The organism is Pseudonocardia sp. DR1-2 (assembly GCF_023717215.1).
GTDB classification, from domain to species: Bacteria; Actinomycetota; Actinomycetes; order Mycobacteriales; family Pseudonocardiaceae; genus Pseudonocardia; species Pseudonocardia alni.
Window position 1 is genome coordinate 489,360 of record NZ_JAMQOF010000003.1, and the last position, 22,580, is coordinate 511,939.

General features: G+C 74.4%; 23 protein-coding genes. 5 read left to right on the forward strand and 18 right to left on the reverse strand.

Annotation, left to right across the window (positions count from 1 at the left end; genetic code table 11):
• Positions 1 to 27: 27 nt before the first annotated feature.
• From mtrA to ND486_RS11065, 5 genes are all read right to left on the reverse strand, one after another.
• Entirely contained in the window at positions 28 to 705 is a 678-nt protein-coding gene (mtrA, locus tag ND486_RS11045) for an MtrAB system response regulator MtrA (protein ID WP_020622190.1), read from the reverse strand.
• Positions 706 to 730: 25 nt separating this feature from the next.
• Entirely contained in the window at positions 731 to 1,375 is a 645-nt protein-coding gene (locus tag ND486_RS11050; protein ID WP_251784290.1) for a dTMP kinase, read from the reverse strand.
• Between the two features lie 16 nt (positions 1,376 to 1,391).
• Entirely contained in the window at positions 1,392 to 1,871 is a 480-nt protein-coding gene (locus ND486_RS11055) for an NUDIX hydrolase (protein WP_073576339.1), read from the reverse strand.
• A gap of 108 nt (positions 1,872 to 1,979) precedes the next feature.
• Positions 1,980 to 3,467: an adenosylhomocysteinase gene (gene ahcY, locus ND486_RS11060; RefSeq protein ID WP_208821674.1), complete on the reverse strand. Its 1,488-nt coding sequence runs from the start codon at positions 3,465 to 3,467 to the stop codon at positions 1,980 to 1,982.
• 253 nt (positions 3,468 to 3,720) lie between these two features.
• Entirely contained in the window at positions 3,721 to 5,061 is a 1,341-nt protein-coding gene (locus ND486_RS11065) for a glutamate mutase L (RefSeq protein WP_251784291.1), read from the reverse strand.
• Between the two features lie 119 nt (positions 5,062 to 5,180).
• On the opposite strand from ND486_RS11065, the gene ND486_RS11070 reads away from it, so the two are divergent.
• A complete protein-coding gene (locus ND486_RS11070; protein WP_251784293.1) occupies positions 5,181 to 6,812 on the forward strand; it encodes a long-chain fatty acid--CoA ligase in 1,632 nt (543 codons plus the stop codon).
• A gap of 78 nt (positions 6,813 to 6,890) precedes the next feature.
• Here the strand turns inward: ND486_RS11070 and ND486_RS11075 are convergent, their stop codons facing one another.
• Both ND486_RS11075 and ald read right to left on the reverse strand, forming a co-directional pair.
• Positions 6,891 to 8,426 carry an amino acid permease gene (locus ND486_RS11075; protein WP_251784295.1) on the reverse strand — a complete coding sequence of 512 codons (1,536 nt, stop codon included), beginning with the start codon at positions 8,424 to 8,426 and terminating at the stop codon, positions 6,891 to 6,893.
• Positions 8,427 to 8,519: 93 nt separating this feature from the next.
• Positions 8,520 to 9,620, reverse strand: coding sequence for an alanine dehydrogenase (gene ald, locus ND486_RS11080; RefSeq protein ID WP_251784297.1), 1,101 nt, complete (start codon positions 9,618 to 9,620; stop codon positions 8,520 to 8,522).
• Between the two features lie 95 nt (positions 9,621 to 9,715).
• On the opposite strand from ald, the gene ND486_RS11085 reads away from it, so the two are divergent.
• Positions 9,716 to 10,219, forward strand: a complete 504-nt coding sequence (locus tag ND486_RS11085; protein WP_251784298.1) for an Lrp/AsnC family transcriptional regulator — start codon at positions 9,716 to 9,718, stop codon at positions 10,217 to 10,219.
• On the opposite strand, the gene ND486_RS11090 is transcribed toward ND486_RS11085, so the two are convergent.
• On the reverse strand, positions 10,213 to 10,803 hold the full coding sequence (locus ND486_RS11090) for a TetR/AcrR family transcriptional regulator (RefSeq protein ID WP_062397554.1): 591 nt from the start codon (positions 10,801 to 10,803) through the stop codon (positions 10,213 to 10,215). The genes ND486_RS11085 and ND486_RS11090 overlap by 7 nt on opposite strands.
• Positions 10,804 to 10,912: 109 nt before the next feature.
• Between ND486_RS11090 and ND486_RS11095 the strand changes: the two genes are divergently transcribed.
• On the forward strand, positions 10,913 to 12,157 hold the full coding sequence (locus ND486_RS11095) for an NAD(P)/FAD-dependent oxidoreductase (RefSeq protein ID WP_251784299.1): 1,245 nt from the start codon (positions 10,913 to 10,915) through the stop codon (positions 12,155 to 12,157).
• A gap of 76 nt (positions 12,158 to 12,233) precedes the next feature.
• Here ND486_RS11095 and manA read toward each other — a convergent pair whose 3' ends face one another.
• The 5 genes from manA to ND486_RS11120 all read right to left on the reverse strand — a co-directional run bounded on the left by manA (position 12,234) and on the right by ND486_RS11120 (position 16,729).
• Positions 12,234 to 13,445 carry a mannose-6-phosphate isomerase, class I gene (gene manA, locus ND486_RS11100; RefSeq protein ID WP_062397559.1) on the reverse strand — a complete coding sequence of 404 codons (1,212 nt, stop codon included), beginning with the start codon at positions 13,443 to 13,445 and terminating at the stop codon, positions 12,234 to 12,236.
• Between the two features lie 27 nt (positions 13,446 to 13,472).
• The gene (locus ND486_RS11105; protein WP_139282868.1) at positions 13,473 to 14,591 is read right to left on the reverse strand and encodes an SIS domain-containing protein; all 1,119 of its coding nucleotides are present in this window, start codon (positions 14,589 to 14,591) and stop codon (positions 13,473 to 13,475) included.
• On the reverse strand, positions 14,588 to 14,791 hold the full coding sequence (locus ND486_RS11110; protein WP_073576344.1) for a Trm112 family protein: 204 nt from the start codon (positions 14,789 to 14,791) through the stop codon (positions 14,588 to 14,590). The genes ND486_RS11105 and ND486_RS11110 overlap by 4 nt, the downstream gene beginning before the upstream one ends.
• Before the next feature lie 110 nt (positions 14,792 to 14,901).
• Entirely contained in the window at positions 14,902 to 16,314 is a 1,413-nt protein-coding gene (locus ND486_RS11115) for a phosphomannomutase/phosphoglucomutase (RefSeq protein WP_251784300.1), read from the reverse strand.
• 64 nt (positions 16,315 to 16,378) lie between these two features.
• Positions 16,379 to 16,729 (reverse strand): DUF3499 domain-containing protein, encoded by a 351-nt coding sequence (locus tag ND486_RS11120; RefSeq protein ID WP_020627719.1) that lies wholly within the window; start codon positions 16,727 to 16,729, stop codon positions 16,379 to 16,381.
• Between the two features lie 135 nt (positions 16,730 to 16,864).
• Between ND486_RS11120 and ND486_RS11125 the strand changes: the two genes are divergently transcribed.
• The gene (locus ND486_RS11125) at positions 16,865 to 17,350 is read left to right on the forward strand and encodes a metallopeptidase family protein (protein ID WP_174525520.1); all 486 of its coding nucleotides are present in this window, start codon (positions 16,865 to 16,867) and stop codon (positions 17,348 to 17,350) included.
• A gap of 92 nt (positions 17,351 to 17,442) precedes the next feature.
• Here ND486_RS11125 and ND486_RS11130 read toward each other — a convergent pair whose 3' ends face one another.
• A complete protein-coding gene (locus ND486_RS11130; RefSeq protein WP_083658828.1) occupies positions 17,443 to 17,733 on the reverse strand; it encodes a WhiB family transcriptional regulator in 291 nt (96 codons plus the stop codon).
• Positions 17,734 to 17,954: 221 nt separating this feature from the next.
• Here ND486_RS11130 and ND486_RS11135 point away from each other — a divergent pair, with 221 nt between their 5' ends.
• Positions 17,955 to 18,725 carry a site-2 protease family protein gene (locus tag ND486_RS11135; RefSeq protein ID WP_251784301.1) on the forward strand — a complete coding sequence of 257 codons (771 nt, stop codon included), beginning with the start codon at positions 17,955 to 17,957 and terminating at the stop codon, positions 18,723 to 18,725.
• Between the two features lie 7 nt (positions 18,726 to 18,732).
• Here the strand turns inward: ND486_RS11135 and ND486_RS11140 are convergent, their stop codons facing one another.
• The 4 genes from ND486_RS11140 to ND486_RS11155 are packed head-to-tail and all read right to left on the reverse strand — an operon-like array spanning position 18,733 to position 22,573.
• Positions 18,733 to 19,263 (reverse strand): NUDIX hydrolase, encoded by a 531-nt coding sequence (locus ND486_RS11140; protein WP_073576348.1) that lies wholly within the window; start codon positions 19,261 to 19,263, stop codon positions 18,733 to 18,735.
• A 3-nt stretch (positions 19,264 to 19,266) separates the two neighbouring features.
• A complete protein-coding gene (locus ND486_RS11145; protein WP_251784302.1) occupies positions 19,267 to 20,616 on the reverse strand; it encodes a coenzyme F420-0:L-glutamate ligase in 1,350 nt (449 codons plus the stop codon).
• The gene (gene cofD / locus ND486_RS11150; RefSeq protein WP_179761877.1) at positions 20,609 to 21,607 is read right to left on the reverse strand and encodes a 2-phospho-L-lactate transferase; all 999 of its coding nucleotides are present in this window, start codon (positions 21,605 to 21,607) and stop codon (positions 20,609 to 20,611) included. Before cofD ends, ND486_RS11145 begins: the two co-directional genes overlap by 8 nt.
• Before the next feature lie 18 nt (positions 21,608 to 21,625).
• Positions 21,626 to 22,573 carry a DNA-3-methyladenine glycosylase gene (locus ND486_RS11155; RefSeq protein WP_238590141.1) on the reverse strand — a complete coding sequence of 316 codons (948 nt, stop codon included), beginning with the start codon at positions 22,571 to 22,573 and terminating at the stop codon, positions 21,626 to 21,628.
• Positions 22,574 to 22,580 lie beyond the last annotated feature (7 nt).

A 22,580-nucleotide genomic window follows, 5' to 3' on the forward strand; every position in this document is an offset into this window, starting at 1 on the left:
GCCGGTGCACCACCCGCGGCGCGCCGGTCACGGAGGACCGGCCTTGTACCCCACCCCGCGGACGGTCAGGACCACCTCGGGGCGCTCCGGGTCGCGCTCGACCTTCGATCGGAGACGCTGCACGTGCACGTTCACCAGACGGGTGTCCGCGGCGTGCCGGTAGCCCCACACCTGCTCGAGCAGGACCTCGCGGGTGAACACCTGGCGCGGCTTGCGGGCCAGCGCGACGAGCAGGTCGAACTCGAGCGGGGTCAGCGCGATCGGCCGGCCCTCCCGGGTGACCTGGTGCGCGGGCACGTCGATGTCGATCTCGCCGATGGACAGCTGCTCGGCGGGCTCGGCGTCGTTGCGGCGGACCCGGGCCCGGATCCGCGCGACGAGCTCCTTGGGCTTGAACGGCTTCACGACGTAGTCGTCGGCGCCGGACTCCAGCCCGAGCACGACGTCGACGGTGTCGCTCTTGGCCGTCAGCATGACGATCGGGACGCCGGACTCCGCCCGGATCGCCCGGCACACGTCGATGCCGTTCATGCCGGGCAGCATCAGGTCGAGCAGCACCACGTCCGGCTGGGTGTCCCGGACGGCGGGCAGTGCCCGCGTCCCGTCGGACACGACCGCTGTCTCGAAGCCCTCGCCCCGCAGCACGATGGTGAGCATCTCGGCCAGGGCCGGGTCGTCGTCGACCACCAGTACGCGCGACTTCATGGACGTCACTATCCCAGCCCCGTGATCAGCACCGGTGCAGCAGGGCGGGCACGAGGGCCGACGGTGCCGCGGCGGGGTCGTCGAGCACCGTCCAGCGGCTCAGCCAGGACCGCGCCGCCAGCTCCCGGTAGACGGCGTCGGTGCGGGCCTGCAGGCCGTCGTCGCTCTCGTAGGCGTCGCGGGCGCGGCCGGGCTCGGTGGCCGCGCGCGACCTCGCCCGCTCCGCGGCGACCTCCCGGGGCGGTGCCAGCAGCAGCTGGTGGCCGGGCACCGGGATGCCGAACCGGCCGACCTCCAGCGCCCGGACCCAGCCGACGACCTCGCCGCCGGCGTCCTGGCCGAGCCGGGCGGCGCTGTAGGCGGCGTTGGAGGCGACGTAGCGGTCCACGAGCACGACGTCGTGTGCGGCGAGCGCCGCACGCAGCCCGGCCGCGGCGGCCCGGCGGTCGAGCGCGAACAGCACCGCCATCGCGTGCACCGAGGAGGCGAGGTCGCCCATCCGGCCGTAGAGCGCGTCGCGGGCCAGCTCGGCGTGCACGTCGTCGTCGTAGCGGGGGAAGGCCGTCGTGGTGACCGAGGCGCCGTGTGCGCGCAGCTCGGCGACGAGCCCCGTGGTGAACGTGTGCTTGCCCGCACCGTCCAGTCCCTCGACGACCACCAGTTCCCCCACGGCGGTCGAGCCTAGGTCAGGCACCCAGCTCCGAGACGGTGGGCCAGGTCGTCGCGAAGCCCGGGTGCAGGTCCAGCTCACCGAGCCGGTCGGTGCGCACCCAGCGCAGCTCGGTGCTCTCCGCGCCGCGCACCCGGACCGGGGGCGCGTCCGGCGTCCGCACGACGACCGTGGTGTAGCTCCAGCCGCCGTGGTCGTCGACGAACTCCTCCACCGGCGCCAGCCCGGCGACGGCGAGGGTGCTCTCCTCGGCCGCCTCGCGCAGCGCGGCCCGCACCGCGGACTCCCCCCGGTCCCGGGCACCGCCGGGGATCCCCCAGGTGCCGCCGTGGTGGCTCCAGGACGCCCGGTGCTGCAACAGCACCCGGTCGACGCCCGCCGGGTCGGCGTCGTCGCGGTGGCGCACGAGCAGCCCGGCCGCGCCGAACAGGCCCCAGTGCCGGTGACCCCGGGCGCAGTGCACCCAGCCGTCACCCGACCCGATCTCGATCGTCATCCCGACGGTGACCCCCTGGTACGCCGACGGCGCGGCGCCCCGGGAGGGGACCACCGCGCCGTCGGAACGGAGAACGCGGTACCGATGCGCGATCCGCGAGCTTCTCGCTCAGTAGCGGTAGTGCTCCGGCTTGTACGGACCCTCGACGTCCACGCCGATGTACTCGGCCTGGTCCTTGGTGAGCTTGGTCAGCTCGCCACCGAGGGCCTGCACGTGGATCCGCGCGACCTTCTCGTCCAGGTGCTTCGGCAGCCGGTAGACGTCCTTGTTGTACTCCTCGTGCTTGGTGAACAGCTCGATCTGGGCGATCACCTGGTTCGAGAAGCTGTTGGACATCACGAACGACGGGTGGCCGGTCGCGTTGCCCAGGTTCATCAGGCGGCCCTCGGACAGCACGATGACCGAGTGCCCGTCCGGGAAGATCCACTCGTCGACCTGGGGCTTGATGTTGATCTTCTTGATGCCCTCGACGCGGGCCAGGCCCGCCATGTCGATCTCGTTGTCGAAGTGACCGACGTTGGCGACGATCGCCTGGTGCTTGGCCCGCTTGAGCAGGTCGACCGTCAGGATGTCCTTGTTGCCGGTCGCCGTGACGATGATGTCGGCCTGCTCGATGACCGAGTCCAGGGTCGCGACCTGGTGGCCCTCCAGCAGCGCCTGCAGCGCGCAGATCGGGTCGACCTCGGCGACGATGACGCGCGCGCCCTGGCCCGCGAGGGCCTCGACCGAGCCCTTGCCGGTGTCGCCGTAGGCGGCCACGACGGCCACCTTGCCGCCGAGCAGCACGTCGGTGGCCCGGTTGAGGCCGTCGACCAGCGAGTGGCGGATGCCGTACTTGTTGTCGAACTTCGACTTGGTGACCGAGTCGTTGACGTTGATCGCCGGGAAGAGCAGCTCGCCGCGCTCGGCCAGCTGGTACAGCCGGTTGACGCCGGTGGTGGTCTCCTCGGTGACGCCGCGGATGTCGGAGTTGATCGTCGTCCAGCGCTGCGGGTCCTCGGCGAGGCTGCGGCGCAGGGTGTCGAACACGACCCGCTCCTCGTCGGAGACGGAGAGGTCGTCGTCGTCGAAGCTCGGCACGACGCCGGTCTTCTCGAACTCGACGCCCTTGTGCACGAGCAGGGTGGCGTCGCCGCCGTCGTCGAGGATCATGTTCGGGCCGACGACGTTGCCGTCGGCGTCACGGAACTTGAACAGCTGCTCGGTGCACCACCAGTAGTCCTCCAGCGACTCGCCCTTCCAGGCGAAGACCGGGACGCCCTGCGGGTTCTCCGCGGTGCCGTGCGGGCCGACGACGGTCGCGGCGGCCGCGTAGTCCTGGGTGGAGAAGATGTTGCAGGACACCCAGCGGACGTCGGCGCCGAGCGCGACGAGGGTCTCGATGAGGACCGCGGTCTGGGTGGTCATGTGCAGCGAGCCGGCGATCCGCGCGCCGGTCAGCGGCTTGGACTCCCCGTACTCACGGCGCAGGTCGATCAGGCCCGGCATCTCGTTCTCGGCGAGCCGGATGTCCTTGCGGCCGTACTCCGCCTCGGAGATGTCGGCGATCGCGAAGTCCAGGCCGCCGGCGTGCTGCAGCTTCGGGTGATCGGTCATGGGGTGGGTGCGCCTCCTCAGGCGTAAGAGTCGTACTCGTCGGCACGACGGGTGCGGTCCGGCCGGGAGGAGGAGCGGCGTACACGGGTCACGGCGTCCTCCCTCCTCGTCGGAGACAGGCGCCCTTTCTCGTCCGTGCCGGCCGGGCCCGAGCGTGGCGGCCGGTGACGGCCGCTGCAGCGCCTCTCGGCGCCCGGCGATGTCGCGACCTCCATGGTTCCGAGCCACCGCGGGGGTGTCAACTCAGGGGTGATCAGCCCGTCAGGTGCTCGGCGAGCAGCCCGCCCGCCGCGACCTCGCGGCCGTGCGCGGCCAGCAGCCCGGCCGGGGCCAGCACGGACTCGCTGTCGACCCGCACCTCCGCCCGGGCCAGCAGCGGGGCCAGGACGGCGTCGTGGCGCACCGTGCGGGCCGCCGCGGCCAGCCCGGCCGCGTCGCGCTGGCGGAACACGCCCCCGGTGAGCACGACGAGACCGATCTCACCCGCGTCGACGGGGGTGTCCGGGCCGGTCCCGGGGTGCGCGGGGTCGGCCAGGACGCCGGTGTGGCGCAGGTGCCTGCGCAGCGCGACCACCGCCGCGATCGCGGCCAGCCTGCGGTCCTCGGCGGCCGCGCCCCGGTCGGCGGGCACGGTGGCCCGCGACTCCTGCAGCGCGGCGACGGCCGGGCCGAGCAGGTCGGCCTCCACCGGGTCGACGACGCCCTCGGTCTGGGCCTCCGTCAGGACGCCGACGGCGCCGTCGCGCACCCCGAGGTCACCCTCCACGGTCGCGGCCCCCGGCCCGGGCCCGGGGCCGCCGCGGTGCACGTCGGTGGTCGCCGACCCGACGTCGACGACGAGCACCCCGGTCCCGGTCAGCCGGGCCAGTACCCCGGCCCCGGCGCCGACCGCGGCGTGCGTGGCGGAGTGGACCAGCGCGCCGAACCGGCCGGTGCCCGCACCGAGGACGTGCCGGGCGTAGAGCGCGGCGACGGCGTCCCGCGCGGGCCCGGCGACGATCCGGCCCGGCTGCGGCGTGACGTTGGGGCAGGTCGTGACGGCCCGCCCACCGGCCAGCAGCAGGCCGAGCGCGTCGGCGCGGGCGTCGTCGTCGTCGACCGAGAGCAGCACCGGCCAGTGCCCGCGGGTGCGGGCCAGCCTGCCCGCGTTGTGCAGCAGCACCGCCGGGTCGGCACCGTCGGCACCGCCGAGCAGCAGCACCGCCCCGGGGCGGCGGCTCGACAGCTCCAGCACCGCGTCGGTCTCCAGCGGTCCGGGGTGCACCCCGACCACCCGGGCCCCCGCGGAGCGGCAGACCCGGTGCCCGGCCTCGGTGGCGATCAACGTCTCGGCCCCGACCACGGCCAGGCGCAGCGCCCCGCCCGCCGAGGAGCAGGCCAGCACCCGCGGCGCCGCACGCCTGCCCCGGCCCGCGGCGGCCGCCGCGGCGGCGACGGCCGCGTCGACCCCGGTGAGCACGTCGGGCGTGGTGGGGTGCTCGGCGAATCCCGCCGGGGTCCCGTCGGGCAGCACCAGCACGGCCTTGGTCCAGCAGGAGCCGACGTCGAGGCAGACCGCGGGCGAGTGCGGGTCGTCCGGCGACGCGTCGGTCATGGACGGCGAGCGTACTGAGGTCGGGCGGTCACAGGGAGTGTCCGCGGCAGATCCGTTGCGACCCGCACCTGCCCGAGAGGTGGGTGATCGCGGTCACCCCCGCCGGTAGGTTGATCGGCGTGCTCGGACTGATGCAGGACCGCCCGCTGACCCTGCCGCACGTCTTCCACCGCGCGGAGCAGCTGTTCGCGCGCAAACGGATGGTGACCGCTCGGCCGGACGGCACCGAGGACGTCGTCACGGTGGCCCAGTGGGCCGAACGGGTGCGGCGGCTCGCGACCGTCCTGGACACCCTGGGCGTCTCCGCGGACGGCCGGGTCGGCACGTTCTGCTGGAACACCTCCCGGCACCTGGAGCTCTACCTCGCCGCCCCGTGCACCGGCCGGGTGCTGCACACGCTCAACATCCGGCTGCACCCCGACCAGCTCGTCTACGTCGCCGAGCACGCCGGTGACGAGGTCGTCTTCGTCGACCGGTCCCTGCTGCCGCTGTTCTGGCCGCACGTCGACCGGCTGCCCGGCGTCGCGCACGTGGTGGTGCTCGACGACGGCGCCGACGTCGCGGTCCCCGACGACCCGCGGATCCGGTCCTACGAGGAGCTCCTGGCCGCGGCCGAGCCGTACGCGGGCCGGTTCGTCGTCGACGACGAGCACACCGCCGCCGCGATGTGCTACACGTCCGGGACCACCGGGAACCCGAAGGGCGTGGTCTACAGCCACCGCTCGACGATGCTGCACTCGCTCGTCACGCTGATCGCCGACGGTCCCGCGCTGGCCGAGCGCGACGTCGTCATGCCGGTGGTGCCGATGTTCCATGCGAACGCCTGGGGCCTGCCCTACGGCTGTCTGCTCGCCGGCACCGACCTGGTGTTCCCCGGCCCGGACCTGTCCCCCGGCGCGATCGTCGACCTCGTCGAGCGGCACCGGGTCACCGTGACCGGCGGGGTCCCGACGATCTGGATGAACGTCCTGCCGCTGCTCGGCGGCCACGACCTGTCGTCGCTGCGCACGATCTTCTGCGGTGGCTCGGCGGTCCCGAAGGCGCTGTGCGAGGAGTACCGCGTCCGGCTCGGGGTGCCGCTGCTGCACATCTGGGGCATGACCGAGACCTCCCCGATCGGCACGATGGGCGTGCTCGGCTCGCACCTCGACGGCGCCTCCGACGACGAGCTCGCCGCCGCCCGCGTCCGCCAGGGCAGGCCGATGCCGCTGGTGGAGATGCGGATCGCCGACCCCGAGACCGGCGAGGAGATGCCCTGGGACGACCACGCCACCGGTGAGGTGCAGGCGTCCGGGCCGTGGATCGCGAAGGAGTACTACCGCGGTGAGGGCGGCGGCGCCCAGTTCACCGACGACGGCAGGCTGCGCACCGGCGACGTCGCCACCGTCGACCCGTACGGCTCGTTCCGGCTGGTCGACCGCACCAAGGACCTGATCAAGTCCGGCGGCGAGTGGATCGGCACCGTCGAGCTGGAGAACGAGATCATGGCGCACCCGAAGGTGGCCGAGGCCGCGGTGATCGGCGTCGCGCACCCGCGGTGGGTGGAGCGGCCGCTGGCCTGCGTCGTCGTCGAGGACGGGCAGTCCCTCACCCTCGACGAGCTGCGGGAGTTCCTCGCCGACCGGGTCGCGAAGTGGTGGCTCCCCGACGCCCTGGAGCTGGTCGACGAGGTGCCGAAGACCAGCGTCGGCAAGTTCTCCAAGAGGACCCTGCGCGAGCGGTTCGCGGACTACACGCTGCCGACCGCATGAGGCCGGGAGACGTTCTGCCCGCCCGACGCGCGACGGCGGCGCACCCGGGGATCGGGTACGCCGCCGTCGCGGGGTCGGTCAGTCGGAGGACGTCGCCTGGGCGGGCAGGTCGCCGCGCTCGCGGCGGCCGAGGATCGAGTTCTTCCGCGAGTACGCGAAGTACACGATCACGCCGATGACCATCCAGATGACGAACCGCAGCCAGGTCTCGACCGACAGGTTCAGCATCAGCCAGACGCAGGCGAGCACGGCCAGGATCGGCACGAGCGGCACCAGCGGGGTGCGGAAGCCGCGGGGCAGCTCCGGCCGGGTCCGGCGCAGGACCACCACGCCGATCGAGACCAGCACGAACGCGAAGAGCGTGCCGATGTTGACCATCTGCTCGAGGTCCTGGGCCGGGAAGAACGTCGCGACCAGGGCGATGACGACGCCGATCAGCCAGGTGGCGCGGCCCGGGGTGCCGAAGCGGTTGGTCTTCGCCAGCGCGGTCGGCAGCAGCCCGTCGCGCGACATCGCGAAGATGACGCGGATCTGGCCGAGCATCAGCACCATGACGACCGTGGTGAGGCCGAGCAGCGCGCCGACGGCGATGATCGTCGCCGCCCAGTTGATGCCGAGCGAGGCGAACGCCGTCGCCAGGGTGGCGCGGGTGCCGTCGGGCTTCGTGGCCAGGTCGGTGTAGGGCACCATGCCGGTGATCACCAGCGCGACCGCGACGTAGAGCACGGTCACGATGGCGAGCGAGCCGAGGATGCCGCGCGGCAGCGCCTTCGACGGGTTCTTGGTCTCCTCCGCGGTGGTCGCGACGGCGTCGAAGCCGATGAAGGCGAAGAACACGATCGCGGCGGCGGCGAACACGCCGTAGACCCCGAACACGCTCGACGAGGCGCCCCCGAAGAACGACAGCAGTGACTGCTGGATGCCGGTGCCGGTCTCGACGGTGCCGGGCGTGGGCTCCGGGACGAACGGGGTGTAGTTCGCCGCGTTGATGAAGAAGGCGCCCAGGATGATCACGAACAGCACGATCGCGACCTTGATCGTGGTGATCACCAGGCTGACCCGGCTGGACAGCTTCGTGCCGCGGTAGAGCAGGAACGCCAGGACGACGACGAGCAGCAGCGCACCCCAGTCGAAGGAGAAGAAGCTCCCCAGCTCGAACGAGGTCGAGACCTCGATGCCGATCAGGCCGAGGGTCTGGGCGAGGTACTCCGACCAGCCCTTCGACACGTAGGCCGAGCCGACCGCGAACTCCAGGACCAGGTCCCAGCCGATGATCCAGGCGATGAACTCGCCCAGGGTGGCGTAGGAGAAGGTGTAGGCGCTGCCGGCGACCGGCACCGTGGAGGCGAACTCCGCGTAGCAGAGGGCCGCCAGACCGCACGCCACCGCGGCCAGCACGAACGACAGCGACACCGCGGGACCCGCGATGTTGCCGGCCGTGCTGGCGGCGAGGGTGAAGATGCCGGCGCCGATGACCACCGCGACCCCGAAGACGATCAGGTCGATCGTCCCCAGGTCCTTCTTCAGCCGGGTGTCCGGTTCGTCGGTGTCCCGGATGGATTGCTCGACCGTCTTGGTGCGGAACATGCCGCCACCACGGCTCGTGACCGTCATGAGCGGTGAAACTACGTCCGCGATGCGGTCTGCGTCACGCCATGCAACACGGATTTGAGGTCACGATGCGGTTGCGCAACGACACGTCCGGCCTCAGACGGTCCCGCGCTCCAGCCCGTGGGCCTGCGCGACCTCCTCGGAGAGCAGCACGCCGTGATGGGTCGACAGGCCCGCGGCGAGGTGCGGGTCGGCCTCGGTCGCGGCCCGCCAGCCCTGGTCGGCCAGGCGCAGCACGTGGGGCAGCGTCGCGTTGGTGAGGGCGCGGGTCGAGGTGTGCGGCACCGCACCGGGCATGTTCGCGACGCAGTAGAAGACGGTGTCGTGCACCCGGTAGGTCGGGTCGGCGTGGGTGGTGGGCCGCGAGTCCTCGAAGCATCCGCCCTGGTCGATCGCGATGTCGACGAGGACGGCGCCGGGCCGCATCTGGGAGACGAGCTCGTTCGACACCAGGGTGGGCGCCTTGGCCCCGGGCAGCAGGACCGCCCCGATCACCAGGTCGGCACCGGTCACCGCCTCGCGCACGGACAGCGCGGTGGAGTACTGGGTGCGCACGGCACCGGCGTACTGCTCGTCGATCACGCGGAGCTTGTCCACGTCGACGTCGAGCACGGTCAGCTTCGCGCGCATGCCGGCGGCGATGGCGATGGCGTTCGCCCCCGCGACCCCGGCACCGAGCACGACGACGTCGGCGCCCGGCGCGCCCGGGACGCCGCCCAGGAGCATGCCGCGCCCGCCCGCCGAGCGCATGAGGTGGTAGCCGCCGGCCTGCGGGGCGAGCCGGCCCGCGACCTCGCTCATCGGGGCGAGCAGCGGCAGCCGGCCTCGGGAGTCGGTGACGGTCTCGTAGGCGATGGAGGTCGTCCCCGCCGACAGCAGCGCGTCGGTGCACGCGCGGGACGCGGCCAGGTGCAGGTAGGTGAACAGCGTCAGGTCCGGGCGCAGGTGGCCGTACTCCGAGGAGATCGGCTCCTTCACCTTGAGCAGCAGCTCGGCCGAGCCCCACACCTCGGCGGCGTCGGACGCGATCTGCGCCCCGGCCTCCTTGAAGTCGGCGTCGGAGATCGCGGACCCGGCACCGGCGTCGTGCTCGACGACGACCTCGTGCCCCCGCCCGACGAGCTCGTGCACCCCGGCGGGCGTGAGCGCCACCCGGAACTCGTTGTCCTTGGTCTCCTTCGGCACTGCGACGCGCATGTCCCTCTCCTCCACTCGGCCCGCCAACTGCGTCAATGGTGAAGAAACATCGATAGGCTGCCAACAGAACTGAACAAGATTCTCGGAGGGTTCTCATGAGCGATGATTCTTCGGAACCGCGGCGGATCAGGCCGTCACCGTCGAACCCTGTTCGGCTCGACGGGGTCGACCGGGCCCTGCTGCGCCAGCTGGAGCGGGATGCCCGCACACCGAACAACTCACTCGCCGCGGGCGCGGGGATCGCGCCGTCGACGTGCCTCGGCCGCATCCGGGCGCTGCGCGAGCGCGGGGTGATCCGCGGCTACCACGCCGACGTCGACCCGGCGGCGACCGGCCACCCCCTGCAGGCCATGATCTCGGTCCGCCTGCAGTCCGACGCCCGCGACCGGCTCGCCGAGTTCGTGACCCGGGTGTCCCGCCGCCCCGAGGTGCGCGACGTGTACTTCCTCGCCGGCGACGACGACTACATGATCCGGGTCGCGACCGCCGACACCGTGGCACTGCGTGACCTGGTCGGGACGCTCAACGCCTGGGCGGAGGTCGCGGGCACCCGGACATCGCTGATCTTCGAGCACCACCGGGCGCCCGACACCTACTGAGCCCCGTCGTAGCCGTGGCGGAGCAGGGCGAACGCCGCGTCGAGGTGCTCGCGGGCCCGGCCCGCCTGCTCGCGCAGCAGCGGCGGGATCCCGACGACGACGTGCGCGAGCACCCGGTCCGCCGGCGCCGGCTCGGCGCGCCCGGCGTCCGCCGCGAGTGCCGCGGCCAGCGCCGCCTCGTGCCGGGCCCACATCCGGCGCGCGTGGTCGCGCAGGCTCGGCGCCGCGTCGGTCAGCTCGCGGAACCGCTCCAGCTCGGCCGCCGACGGCCGTCGCGCGGCGGGCGGGCCGTCGACCCGCGCGAGCAGCCAGGCGTACAGCCCGTCGACGACATCGGTGCCCGGCGCGCGGTCGCGCACCGCGGCCACCAGCTCGGACTCCTGCTCGGCGTCCTCGTCGAACAGCAACGCCTCCTTGCTGCCGAAGTGCTTGAACAGCGTGGTGACCGAGACGTCCGCGGCCTCGGCGATCTCGGCGACGGTCACCTCGTCGAAGCCCCGGTCGAGGAACAGGCGCAGTGCGGCGTCCGCGATGCCCTGGCGGGTGGCGGCCTTCTTGCGTTCGCGGCGTCCGGGCGTGGTCACGGCGACAGGTTAGCGCAGTCACTCAGAAAGTGAAGTCACTACACTTTTCAATCGACTTCACCTACAGTCGTGGCCGACCCACTCGCACTCCCCCACCTCGGAGGCCACCATGACCACCCCACCGCACGTCCTCGTCACCGGAGCCGGACCCGGCGGCCTGACCCTCGCCCGCGTCCTGCAGCGCCACGGCATCGCCGTCACCGTGCTCGAACGCGAGGCCGACATCACCACCCGCGACCAGGGCGGCACCCTGGACATGCAGCGCGACAGCGGCCAGGTCGCGCTGGCCTCCGCCGGGCTGCTGGAGGAGTTCCTGCGCGTGTCCCGGCCCGAGGGCCAGGACATGCGGATGCTCGCCCCGGACGGCTCGGTCCTGCTCGACGAGCGGGCCGCCCCCGGCGAGCTGTTCAACCCCGAGATCGACCGCGGTGACCTGCGTGCGCTGCTGCTCGGGTCCCTGGCCCCCGGCACCGTGCGCTGGGGCACGCGGCTGGACCGTGTCGAGCACCGTGACGACGGCGGGCTCGACGCCGTGCTCGCCGGGCCGCCCGACGGCACCGGCACGCGGGAGCACGTCACGGCCGACCTCGTCGTCGGGGCGGACGGGGCACGCTCGCGGGTGCGACCGCTGCTGTCGGCGGCGACGCCGTCCTACACCGGGGTGACCTTCGTCGAGCTGCGGGTCACGCCCGCGTCGTTCCCGGGCCTGGAGGCGCTCGTCGGACGTGGGGGGATGACCACCCGCACCGCCGGGCGGGCCCTGTTCTGCCAGCGGCTCGGCGACGGCTCGGCCCGCGTCTACGCCGGGTTCCGCCGTCCGCCCGGATGGGCCGCCGAGCACGGCCTCACCACCACCGCCGGGGTGCTCGACGACCCGGCCGCGGCCCGCGCCGTGCTGCTCACCGCGTTCGCGGGCTTCGCCCCCGAGCTGCGCGAGCTGATCGTCCGGTCCGACGACCGGATCGTCGAGCGGCCGCTGGAGATGCTGCCCGTCGGGCACCGCTGGGACCCGGTCCCGGGGGTCACGCTCATCGGCGACGCGGCGCACCTCATGTCGCCGTTCTCCGGGCAGGGAGCCAACTCGGCCATGCTCGACGCCGCCGACCTGGCCCGCGAGGTCGCGGCGACCCCGCACGACCTCGCCGGCGCGGTCGCCCGCTACGAGGCGACGATGTTCCCGCGGGCGGAGCACAACGCCGCCGGCGCGGCGCAGGGGCTGGAGCGCTTCTTCTCCGCGGAGGCGGCCGCCGACCCGGTCGCGGTGTTCGCCGAGGCGATGGCCGAGGTCGGCGCGGCCGGGGCGCACGGCGACGCCGGGGGGACCGGCCCCGCCGCGGCCCGCCGCACCGGGTGAGCCGGAACGCGGTGGCCCGCGGCACGCCGGGCCACCACCCGGCGGCGTGCCGCGCGACGGGCCGGAGCGCGGTGGGCTACAGCGCGTCGCCGGACAGGAAGACGGTGGCCCCGTCCTCGCCGGTGGTCAGCACGGCGCCGCTGTCGGCCGCGGAGAGGAACACCGCGCGACCGCGGGGCAGCTCGACGGTGACACCGCCGGCGTCGACCGCGGCGTCACCGTCGACACACAGCAGGATGCGGGCGCCGGTGCCGGGGACGTCGAGCTTGTCCCGGCCGTCGGTGACCGCGCGGCGGAGCAGGAACTCCTCGACCGGCACGTCGTAGCGGTGCCAGCCGTCGGCGCCGGGGTCGGGGACCGGGGCGCGGACCGGCGGCGGCGGGGCGGTGAAGTCGAGGACGCGCAGCAGCTCCGGCACGTCGACGTGCTTGGGCGTCAGCCCGCCGCGCAGCACGTTGTCGGAGTTGGCCATCACCTCGATGCCCGCCCCGGACAGGTAGGCGTGCAGGTTCCCGGCCGGCAGGTACAGCGCCTCGCCGGGGGCCAGGGTGATCCGGTTGAGCAGCAGCGCGGCGAGGACGCCCGCGTCGTCGGGGTAGCGCTCGGACAGGTCGAGCGCGGTCTTCGCCTCGCCGGTCCACTCCTGGGCGGTGCCGCGCTCCAGCAGCCGGACCGCGCCGTCCTGCAGGGCCGGGACGAGCCCGTCGAGCACCGACTGGGGCAACGTGATCCACGTGGTGAACAGCGCGCGCAGCCCGTCCGGGCACGGCTGGCCGGCGAGCAGCTCGGTGTAGGCGGCGAGCTCGGGGACGTCCAGGGCGCGCAGCAGCTCCACCGTGCGGGCCGGCTCGCGGAACCCGACCAGCGCGACGAACTCGGTCAGCGCGCAGATCAGCTCCGGCTTGTGGTGGGCGTCGCGGTAGTTGCGGTCCGGCGCGTCCACCGCGATCCCCGCGGCGTTCTCCCGCTCCCAGCCCTCGCGGGCCTGCTCCAGGCTCGGGTGGGCCTGCAGGCTCAGCGGCTCCTCGGCGGCCAGCACCTTCAACAGGAACGGCAGCCGTCCCTCCCAGCGGTCGCGGCCCGGGCCCAGCGCGGCGACCGGGTCCGCGGCGATGAGCTCGTGCAGCGGGCGGGTGCCCCCGGCGACCGTCGACGGGGCGGCCGGGTGCGCGCCCAGCCACAGCTCCGCCTGCGGGTGCGGTGACGGGACGGGCTCGCCGAGCAGCTCGGCGATGACCGTCCGCGAACCCCACGCGTAGGTGCGGATCGGGTTCTCCAGCAGTTCCACGGGTCTCCCGGTGTCAGGTGCGCGGGGTCAGGTGATCAGGGTGGCGCCGGTCGCCAGGCCGAGGTACACGGCGGCGATGTCGGCGCGCAGGGCGAGCACACCGGCCCGCAGCAGCGCCGCGTCGCGGGTGCCGCGCGGGATCTCGTCGACCGGGTGCGCCAGATCGGCGTTCGGCCACTCCCGGCCGAGCACCCGGCGGCTCACCGACTGCGGGTCCTCCTCCCCCGTGCCGAGCAGCACCAGCCGCGGCGGCGGCGCGTCGCCACCGGGGGCCGGATCGTCGAACGGGTCGTGGAAGATGTCGCCCCCGCCCCGCTCGGACAGGTCGACGGCGACGCGCAGACCGGCCAGGGTGCCCGCCTGCGCGAGCCCGTCGGCGTGCGCGACGACACCGGCGTGGGTGGCCAGCGCCAGCGCGCCGTGCCGGGCCACCGCGGCGGCGGCCGGGTCCACGCCCCACAGCAGCGGCGTCCGCTCGGCCAGCCGCAGCGCGAGCGCCTTCGCCGGGTTCACGAACGGCTCGTGTGCGGGCTGGCAGCGCTCGGCCTCGGCGTCCAGCGCGTCGGCCAGCGCCTCGAGCCGGGCCGGGACCTCCTCGCTGCGCATCCCGGGCAGCAGGTCCAGCTCGGCGACGGCGACCAGCGCCACCGTCAGCGCCTGGGCGAACCCGAGCCCCTCGGGCAGCGGGATGCGCGGCTCGACCAGCCGGGCGCGCCCGGCGCCGGCCTGGGCGACCGGCCCGGAGTCCGGCGCGGACAACACGACCTCGGCGCCGCGGTGCACCGCGACGGCGACCGACTCGGCCAGCTCCGGGTCGGTGGGGTCCGCGGAGTGCGCGACGACGACGTCCAGCGGCCCGATCCAGCCCGGCATCCGCTCGGCGGCCACGACCGGCACCGGACAGCGGTCGGTGAGCAGGGCCGTGACGAGGTCGGCCACCACCCCGGAGACACCGGGCCGGTGCAGCAGCACCAGCGCGCGCGGACGGTGCCCGCGCAGCCGGTCCAGCCCGGCCTGGCCCGCGGTGTAGAGCGCGGAGCGGACCTGGGCGCCCGCGGTCGCGGCGGCCCGCAGGACGCCCGTGGTGTCCCGCGCCGCCAGCCCCTCGGGATCGGCCAGCAGCGTGTCGTCGAGCACCCCGTTCACCCGTCGTCCCGTCCGTCCCCCGCCGGCCCGGTCCCGGGCAGCGCCTCGTCGAGGAGCAGCACCGGGATCCCGTCGGTCACCGGGAACGCGCGACCGCACGTCGTGCAGGTCAGCCGGTCCTCACCCGGGGTCAGTACCGCGTGCGCGTCGCACGGGCAGGCCAGGATCTCCAGCAGCTGGGGGTCGAGCTGTAGGGCCACGGTTCTCCTCGTCGTCATGTCGCGCTCTCGATGCTGCCACCCGGTACCGACACTCCGCGGCAGCCGACCGGGTACGGACGCCATCACCGCAGGTGTGCGGGGCCGCGCGATCAGGCGCGCACGACCGCCAGCACCTCGTCCACCAGGGCACGGACGGCCGCGTCGTCGGCCGCCTCGACGTTGAGCCGCAGCAGCGGCTCGGTGTTCGAGGCCCGCAGGTTGAACCACGATCCGTCCGGCAACGAGACGGTCAGGCCGTCGAGCCGGTCGAGCTCGACGCCGTCGCGCGGGCCGAAGACGCCCTCGATCTCGGCGACCCGCGCGGCCTGGTCGTCGACCGTCGAGTTGATCTCCCCGGAGGCGGCGTAGCGGTCGTAGCCCGCCATCAGCCCGGACACCGTCGCGCCGGCGGCGGCCGCCCGGTGCTCGCCGAGCGCGGCCAGCAGGTGCAGCGCCGCGAGCATGCCGGAGTCGGCCTTCCAGAAGTCGCGGAAGTAGTAGTGCGCGGAGTGCTCGCCGCCGAACACCGCGCCGGTCTCGGCCATCGTCTGCTTGATGAACGAGTGGCCCACCCGGGTGCGGACCGCACGGCCGCCGTGCTCGGCGACCAGCTCGGGGACCGCCCGCGAGGTGATCAGGTTGTGGATGACGGCGACGTCGGACTCCCCCGCCGCGTGCGCCCGGGCGAGCTCACGGGCCGCGACCAGCCCGGTGATGGCGCTGGGGCTCACCGCCTCGCCCCGCTCGTCGACGGCGAAGCAGCGGTCGGCGTCGCCGTCGAAGGCCAGGCCGAGGTCCGCGCCCTCGGCGACGACCCGCTTCTGCAGGTCGACCAGGTTCGCCGGGTCCAGCGGGTTCGCCTCGTGGTTCGGGAAGTTCCCGTCGAGCTCGAAGTACAGCGGCACGACGCGCACGTTCAGGCCGTCGAACACGGTCGGGACGGTGTGCCCGCCCATCCCGTTCCCGGCGTCGACGACGACGGTCAGCTCCGGGGAGGCGTCCAGCGAGGTCAGGTCGACCAGGCCGCGCAGGTAGCGCGCGTAGCCGGTGAGCATGTCCTCGGTGCGCACGGCACCCGGCGACGGGACCTCAGGGACCCCGGAGTCGAGGAAGCGGCCCGCCTCGTCGCGGATCGTCGCGAGGCCGGAGTCCTGGCCGACCGGGACGGCGCCGGCGCGGCACAGCTTGATGCCGTTGTAGGCGGCCGGGTTGTGGCTCGCGGTGAACATCGCGCCGGGCAGGTCCAGCGTGCCGGAGGCGTAGTAGAGCATGTCGGTGCTCGCGAGCCCGATGTCGACGACGTCGAGCCCCTGCCCGGTCACCCCGTCGGCGAACGCCGCCGCGAGCGCGGGCGAGCTGTCCCGCATGTCCCGCCCGACGACCACCGCCGACGGCGCCGGGTCGTCGCCCGCCACGAGCCGCGCCGTCGCCGCACCCAGTGCGCGCGCGGTGGACTCGTCCAGTTGGTCGCCGACGACACCGCGGATGTCGTAGGCCTTCACGATCGCCGAGAGGTCGGGCACGACGCACGACCCTAGCGCAGCCGTGTCACCCGTCCGCGCAGGTCTCCTCACCCCGTGGGGCGGCTCAGCCGTCCTCGGGCTTCGGGAGCACCCGCAGGTGGCCGCGCCGCCCCGTACCACCGGGCCGTGCGACCACCTCGACCGGCCGGTCCACCCGGCCCGCCTCGCGCACGGCGTCGGCGAGCGCGGTGAGGTCCTCGCCGCTGTGCTGGGGCTGGGCGAACTCGCCCTCGAACCGGACGACCTCCCACCCGCGGGGGGCGGTGAGGTTGTGCGCGTGCCCGGTGCAGAGGTCGTAGGAGTGCGGCTCGGCCTGCGTGGCCAGCGGGCCGACGACGGCGGTCGAGTCGGCGTAGACGTAGGTGAGCGTGGCGACGGCGAGCTCGGTGCAGCCCGTCCGTGAACATCTCCGCACACTCAACACGTCGCCGACGATAGCCCGTCACGGGCCCGCCGCCGTACTGCGACGCGCACCCCGCTCGGCGGACGGTCCGCCCGCCGCGGTCGCGGGTCACCCCCGGGTGGGGCGCGGGGGTCCTAGAATGCCCTGGTGCCCACCGCTCGTCCCCAGAACGACCGCCGGTCGCCGCGCAGCCCGCGCCGGCGGGACCGGCGAGGACGCGGCCTGCGCGGCCTGATGTACCCGGTGTCGACGCCGGCCTTCCGCACCCGCGCCGAACGCTTCGACGCGAAGGTGCTGGAGGCGCTCGAACCGATCGAGGCGCGCTGGGGCCCGGAGCTGGTCGACCTCGACCTCGCCGTCGACGACGTGCCCTCGGTCGACCGCACCTCGCCCGACGAGATCGTGTGGGGCACCGGGGTGCTGGCCGACGTCGGCGTCCCGCTGGCCCACCTCGTGCCGGCCGGGGTCGACTCCGCCGGGATGCCGACCCGGGCGCGGATCGTGCTCTACCGCCGCCCGCTCGAGGCCAGGGCGCGCAACGGCGAGGACCTCGCCGACCTCGTGCACGAGGTGCTCGTCGAGCAGGTCGCGGAGTACCTCAACATCGAGCCCGACGCCGTCGACGGCGGCTGAGGCCCCCGCGGCACGACACGGCCCGGGGACGACGACGGGCCGGTCACCGTGAACGGCGACCGGCCCTCGTGTTCCTGTTCCCCCGCGGAGTCTCAGACGGCGGCGCGGCGGAGGCGACGGCGCTCCCGCTCGCTCAGCCCGCCCCAGATGCCGAAACGCTCGTCCTGGGCCAGCGCGTACTCCAGGCACTCGGCCCGGACCTCGCAGCCGGAGCAGATGCGCTTGGCCTCACGGGTGGAGCCGCCCTTCTCGGGGAAGAACGCCTCCGGGTCGGTCTGCGCGCAGAGCGCACGCTCCTGCCAGTCCGGCACCTCCTCGGAGGAACCGTCGTCCAGCAGGCCCTTCAGGTCCAGGATCTGGGCGACCTGGTCGTAGTCGGCCATCTCGTGATCGGGCCGTTCGACCGTGCCCATCGGCTCGGCCCCCACCGGCCGCAGCATCCGCATGAACCCCTCGACGTCGTCCACTCGCCCACCTCCCCGCAACGCACCGGCGAATGACACCGCTGTAAGTACAGCGCTGACACTCGCTCTGTGCAAGCCGGCTCTGCCGATTGAGTGAAGGGTCGCGCGCGGGCGTTTCCTCCGACATGGAGTATGGGTACGTGCCGTCCCTGACACGCCGCATCAGCCCCTGGTTCCTGCTGATCCTCGGCGTCACCCTTCTCGGTGGTGTCCTCGCCGCCGCCGCCGTCCCCACCCGATCGGGGGTCCTGGCGACCTCCGGCATCTTCGTCCTGGTGCTCGGCGGCTGGGTGGTGTCGCTGTGCCTGCACGAGTACGGGCACGCCGTCACCGCCTATCGCGGCGGGGACACCTCGGTCGCGGCGAAGGGCTACCTGACCCTCGACGTGCGGCGCTACGCCGACCCCGGCCTGTCCCTGGTGCTGCCGCTGATCATCCTGCTGATCGGCGGGCTGCCGCTGCCCGGCGGAGCGGTGTGGATCAACCAGTGGGCGCTGCGGTCGCGGGCCCGGCGCAGCGCGGTCTCGCTTGCGGGCCCCGCGGCGAACCTGGCCCTCGGCATCGTGTTGATCATCACGGTGGCCGCGTTCCCGGGGATGCCGCTGCCGGTGGCGGCCGGGCTGTCCGCGCTCGCGTACTTCCAGATCATCGCGTTCGTGCTGAACATGCTGCCCGTGCCCGGCCTCGACGGCTGGGGGGCGCTGGAGCCGTACCTGTCCGCGCCGGCGCGGCGCCTCGGCGAGCGGGTCCGGCCCTGGGCACCGTTCGTGCTGCTCGCCCTGCTGCTGTTCGTGCCCGGGGTGAGCGCGCTGTTCTTCGCCGCCACCCAGCTGCTGTTCGGCGCCGCCGGCGGGGACCAGGAGCTGTTCCGGCTCGGCTACTCCGCGATGTTCTTCTGGCGCAACCTCTGAGCCCGGCTCAGCGGGCGGCGGCGACCATCGTCGCGACGGTGTCGTCGTCGGCGGGCAGCGCGTCCACCGGCCACCACCGCAGGTCCAGCGACTCGTCGCTGATCCGCGGCGTCGCGCCCGCGGGGGCGCGCACCAGGTAACGCACGTCCAGGTGACGGGTCGGGACCCCCAGCGAGCAGGTGACGGGGTGGACGTCGACGTGCAGCGGGTGCTCGTCGATCTCCAGGCCGTCGATCCCGGACTCCTCGGTGGCCTCGCGCAGCGCCGCGGCGCGCAGCGAGTCGTCGCCCGGCTCGCAGTGCCCGCCCAGCTGGATCCAGCGGCCCACCCGCGGGTGCAGGGTCAGCAGCGTGTGGTCCCCGCCCGCGTCGAGCAGCAGCGCCGACGCGGTGAGGTGCCCGGGCACGCAGGAGCGGTCGCAGGCGTCGTCGGGGCGCGCGTCGAGGAAGGCCAGCAGCGCGTGCTGCAGGGCCCGCTGGCCGGGGTCGCGCGGTGTCCAGGCGCCCAGCTCGCGGGCGGCCGTCGCCGTGGCCACCACGGCTCACAGCTCCAGCAGGCCGTCGCCGGCCGGCCGGGGCGCGCGCGGGGCGATCGGCTCGACCGGCACGCCGACGGCGACCGCACCGAGCGCCGCCCAGTCGTCGGGCAGGTCCAGGACCCGGCGGGCGACGTCCGCGGCGAAGATCGTCGAGCCGACCCAGCAGGACGCCAGCCCCTCCGCGGCCAGCGCGACCAGCAGGGACTGCACCGCCGCCCCGCCGGCGACGGTGAACATGTCCCGCTCGGCGGCGGCCCGGGCCGTGTCCGGGTAGCCGTGCATCCCCGCGGTGGACCGGAACGCCAGGACCAGCTCCGGGGCGCGGCGCAGCAGATCCCCGCGGGCGAGGCGACGCTCCACCTCGTCGGCCGGGCGCCCGTCGGCGACCAGGTCGGCGCGCCAGCGCTCGCGCAGCGCGTCGAGCACCGCGGTGCGCCGCGCCGCGTCACGCAGCCACACGAACCGGAACGGGGTGCTGTGGTGCGGCGCGGGCGCGGTCAGCGCGACGCCCACGGCGCGGCGCACGGCGTCGGCGTCGACCGGCTCGTCGGCGAAGTCCCGGGTGCTGCGACGCAGCAGGACCGCCTCGCCGCGCCCGCGCGCGATCGCCTCCTCGGTGCCCAGCCAGAACAGGTCCTCGGAGATCGGCCGGATCAGGTCACGGGCGGTCGAGCCGTCGTCGGGCAGGGCCGCGCCGCGCAGCACCGCGACCGGCAGCCCGCCGAGCTTGCCCTTCACCAGGTCCGCGGCCGCGGCGATCTCGTCGGCGACGGCGATCTCGGTGACGACCAGGTCGTTGCCCTGGCCGTCGACGGCGCCGGAGTAGCCGTGCAGCACCGGCAGCCCGGCCGAGCCGATCGCGATGTCGGTCTGGCCGACCCGCCAGCTGCGCCCCAGGGTGTCGGTGACGACGACGCCGACCTCGACCCCGAGCCGCTCCCGCAGCCCGGCGCGCAGCCCGGCCGCGCTGGCGTCCGGGTCGGCGGGCAGCAGGGCGAGCTCGTCGCGGCGGACGTTGGAGCCGTCGATGCCCGCGGCGGCCTGCACGATGCCGAGCTTCCCGGCCACGATCAGCGTGCGGCCCTTGCGGGCCACCACCCGCTCGGTCTCCTGGTCGACCAGCCTGCGGCGCAGCGCGTCGCGCTCCTCCTCGTCGGCGGGGGCCGGCACCAGCCTGCCCTCGACCTTGGAGAACACCTTGCTGGTGACCACCACGACGTCGCCGTCGCGCAGCCAGGTCATCCGCTCGGCCAGCGCGGCGGTGAGGTCGTCGCCGGGGCGGAACTCCGGCAGTCCCGGGACCCCGATGATCTCCAGCCGCTGCGCCGCGTGGTCGGGGAAACCCTCAGACACCGACGCCCGCCAGCTCGAACGCGGCGCGGGCCATGGCGGCGGTCGCGTCGTGGTCGGTCATCAGCAGCGGCACCTCGCGCACGGTCGCGCCGGGCACGGTCGCGGTGTCGCCGGTGTGCACCAGGTAGCCGTCGAGCAGGCCGCCCTCGCCGCGGCCGCCGTAGTGCCGGCCCACGCCCTCGGCGCTGGTCTCGACACCGATCGCGGTCAGGCACGCGTCGGCCATGCCCCGCACCGGCGCCCCGCCCACGATCGGGGACAGCCCCACGACCTTCGCGGGCGTCGCCGCGAGGGCCTGGGCCATCCCGGGGACCGAGACGATCGTGCCGATCGACACCACCGGGTTGGACGGGGCGACGAGCACGACGTCGGCCCCGGCGATCGCGGCCCGGGCGTCGGGCAGGATCGCGGCCTGGTCGGCGCCGACCGAGGCGAAGCGGTACGCCTTCGGGGCGGCCCGGTACCGGATCCACCACTCCTGGAAGTGGATCGCGACCTGCGGGGTCTCCTCGACCGCGGCCGGGTCCGGGTTGTCGATCACGACGTGGGTCTCGACGCGGTCGTCGGAGGCGGGCAGCAGCCGCACCCCGGGCTGCCAGCGGTGGCAGAGCGCCTCGGTGACCTGGGACAGCGGGTAGCCGGCACGCAGCATCCGGGTGCGGACGAGGTGGGTGGCGACGTCGCGGTCGCCCAGCCCGAACCAGCCCGCCTCGGCGCCGTAGGCCTCCAGCTCGGCCTTGACCGACCACGTCTCGTCCGAGCGGCCCCAGCCCTTCTCGACGTCGATGCCGCCGCCGAGGGTGTACATGACGGTGTCGAGGTCCGGACAGACCCGCAGCCCGTGCAGCCAGATGTCGTCGCCGACGTTGACCACGGCGGTGACCTCGTGCGCGGACTCGCCCGACCCCACGGGGGGCAGTCCGAGCGCGTGCTTCACGCCTTGCAGGAAGCGGGCTCCGCCGACGCCGCCGACCAGAACGGTGACCTTCACACGGCGACCCTACGTCGGTCAGAACGAGCGGTAGTCGCGCGGGGAGAACCGGGGCCCGAACCGGGGACGGCGGAACCCGGACGCCTCGATGTAGCGGACCGCGCGCTGGCGCTGCGGCACGTAGGGGGCGAGCACCTCGAGCATCCCCGCGTCGTCGAGGTCGTGCCCGAGCAGCGCCCAGCCGACGGTGTTGGGCACGTGGAAGTCGCCGAAGCTGACCGCGTCCGGGTCGCCCCAGGCACGCTGGGCGATCTCCGCGGCCGTCCACACCCCGATGCCACGGACCCGGCGCAGCAGCACCCGGCCCTGCTCCCCGCCCAGCTCGGCGGCCCGCTCCAGCCGGTGGGCGACGACGGCGGCGTGCAGGATCGCCGTCCGCCGCGCGTGGTCGACGCCGGCCCGGTGCCACTCCCACTCCGGCACCGCGCGGATCTGCCCGGGCGTCGGCGGCACCCGCATCCCGGCGGGCACCACCCCGGCCGGGCCCGGTGCGGGCGAGCCGAACCGCCGGGCGAGCTCCCGGAACGAGCGGTGCGCCTCGGTGCCGGTGACCTTCTGCTCCAGCACCGCGGGCAGCAGCGCGTCCCACACCCGGCCGGTGGAGCCCAGCCGCAGCCCGGGACGGCGCCGGTGCGCGTCGGCGACGAGCGGGTGGTGCGCCACGAACGCCGACGGGTCGTCGTCGGCCCCCAGCAGCGACGGCAGCCGGTCGACCTCCCAGGCCGCGCCCGGCCCCCAGCCGGTCGCGCGCACGGTGCCGTGCGGGCCGCCGTCGGCGCGGCGGCGGATCGCGACGGTGGCGGGGCCGGCCGGCGTCGTCGAGACCCGCCAGATCACGGCGCCGTCGACGGCGGTGCGCCAGGTGGGGTCGCCGCGGCCGCGGCGCAGCGGGGCGAGGACGCCGTACAGGTCGAGCGGGAACGGCGGCCGCCATTCCCGGTCCACCACCACGGCGGCCGTGTCCACGCCCCCG

Coding starts and splice junctions, on each gene's coding strand:
- mtrA (WP_020622190.1), bottom strand. CDS start 705: ATGAAGTCGCGCGTACTGGTGGTCGACGACGACCCGGCCCTGGCCGAG.
- ND486_RS11055 (WP_073576339.1), bottom strand. CDS start 1,871: ATGACGATCGAGATCGGGTCGGGTGACGGCTGGGTGCACTGCGCCCGG.
- ahcY (WP_208821674.1), bottom strand. CDS start 3,467: ATGACCGATCACCCGAAGCTGCAGCACGCCGGCGGCCTGGACTTCGCG.
- ND486_RS11065 (WP_251784291.1), bottom strand. CDS start 5,061: ATGACCGACGCGTCGCCGGACGACCCGCACTCGCCCGCGGTCTGCCTC.
- ND486_RS11075 (WP_251784295.1), bottom strand. CDS start 8,426: ATGACGGTCACGAGCCGTGGTGGCGGCATGTTCCGCACCAAGACGGTC.
- ald (WP_251784297.1), bottom strand. CDS start 9,620: ATGCGCGTCGCAGTGCCGAAGGAGACCAAGGACAACGAGTTCCGGGTG.
- ND486_RS11085 (WP_251784298.1), top strand. CDS start 9,716: ATGAGCGATGATTCTTCGGAACCGCGGCGGATCAGGCCGTCACCGTCG.
- ND486_RS11095 (WP_251784299.1), top strand. CDS start 10,913: ATGACCACCCCACCGCACGTCCTCGTCACCGGAGCCGGACCCGGCGGC.
- ND486_RS11130 (WP_083658828.1), bottom strand. CDS start 17,733: ATGGCCGACTACGACCAGGTCGCCCAGATCCTGGACCTGAAGGGCCTG.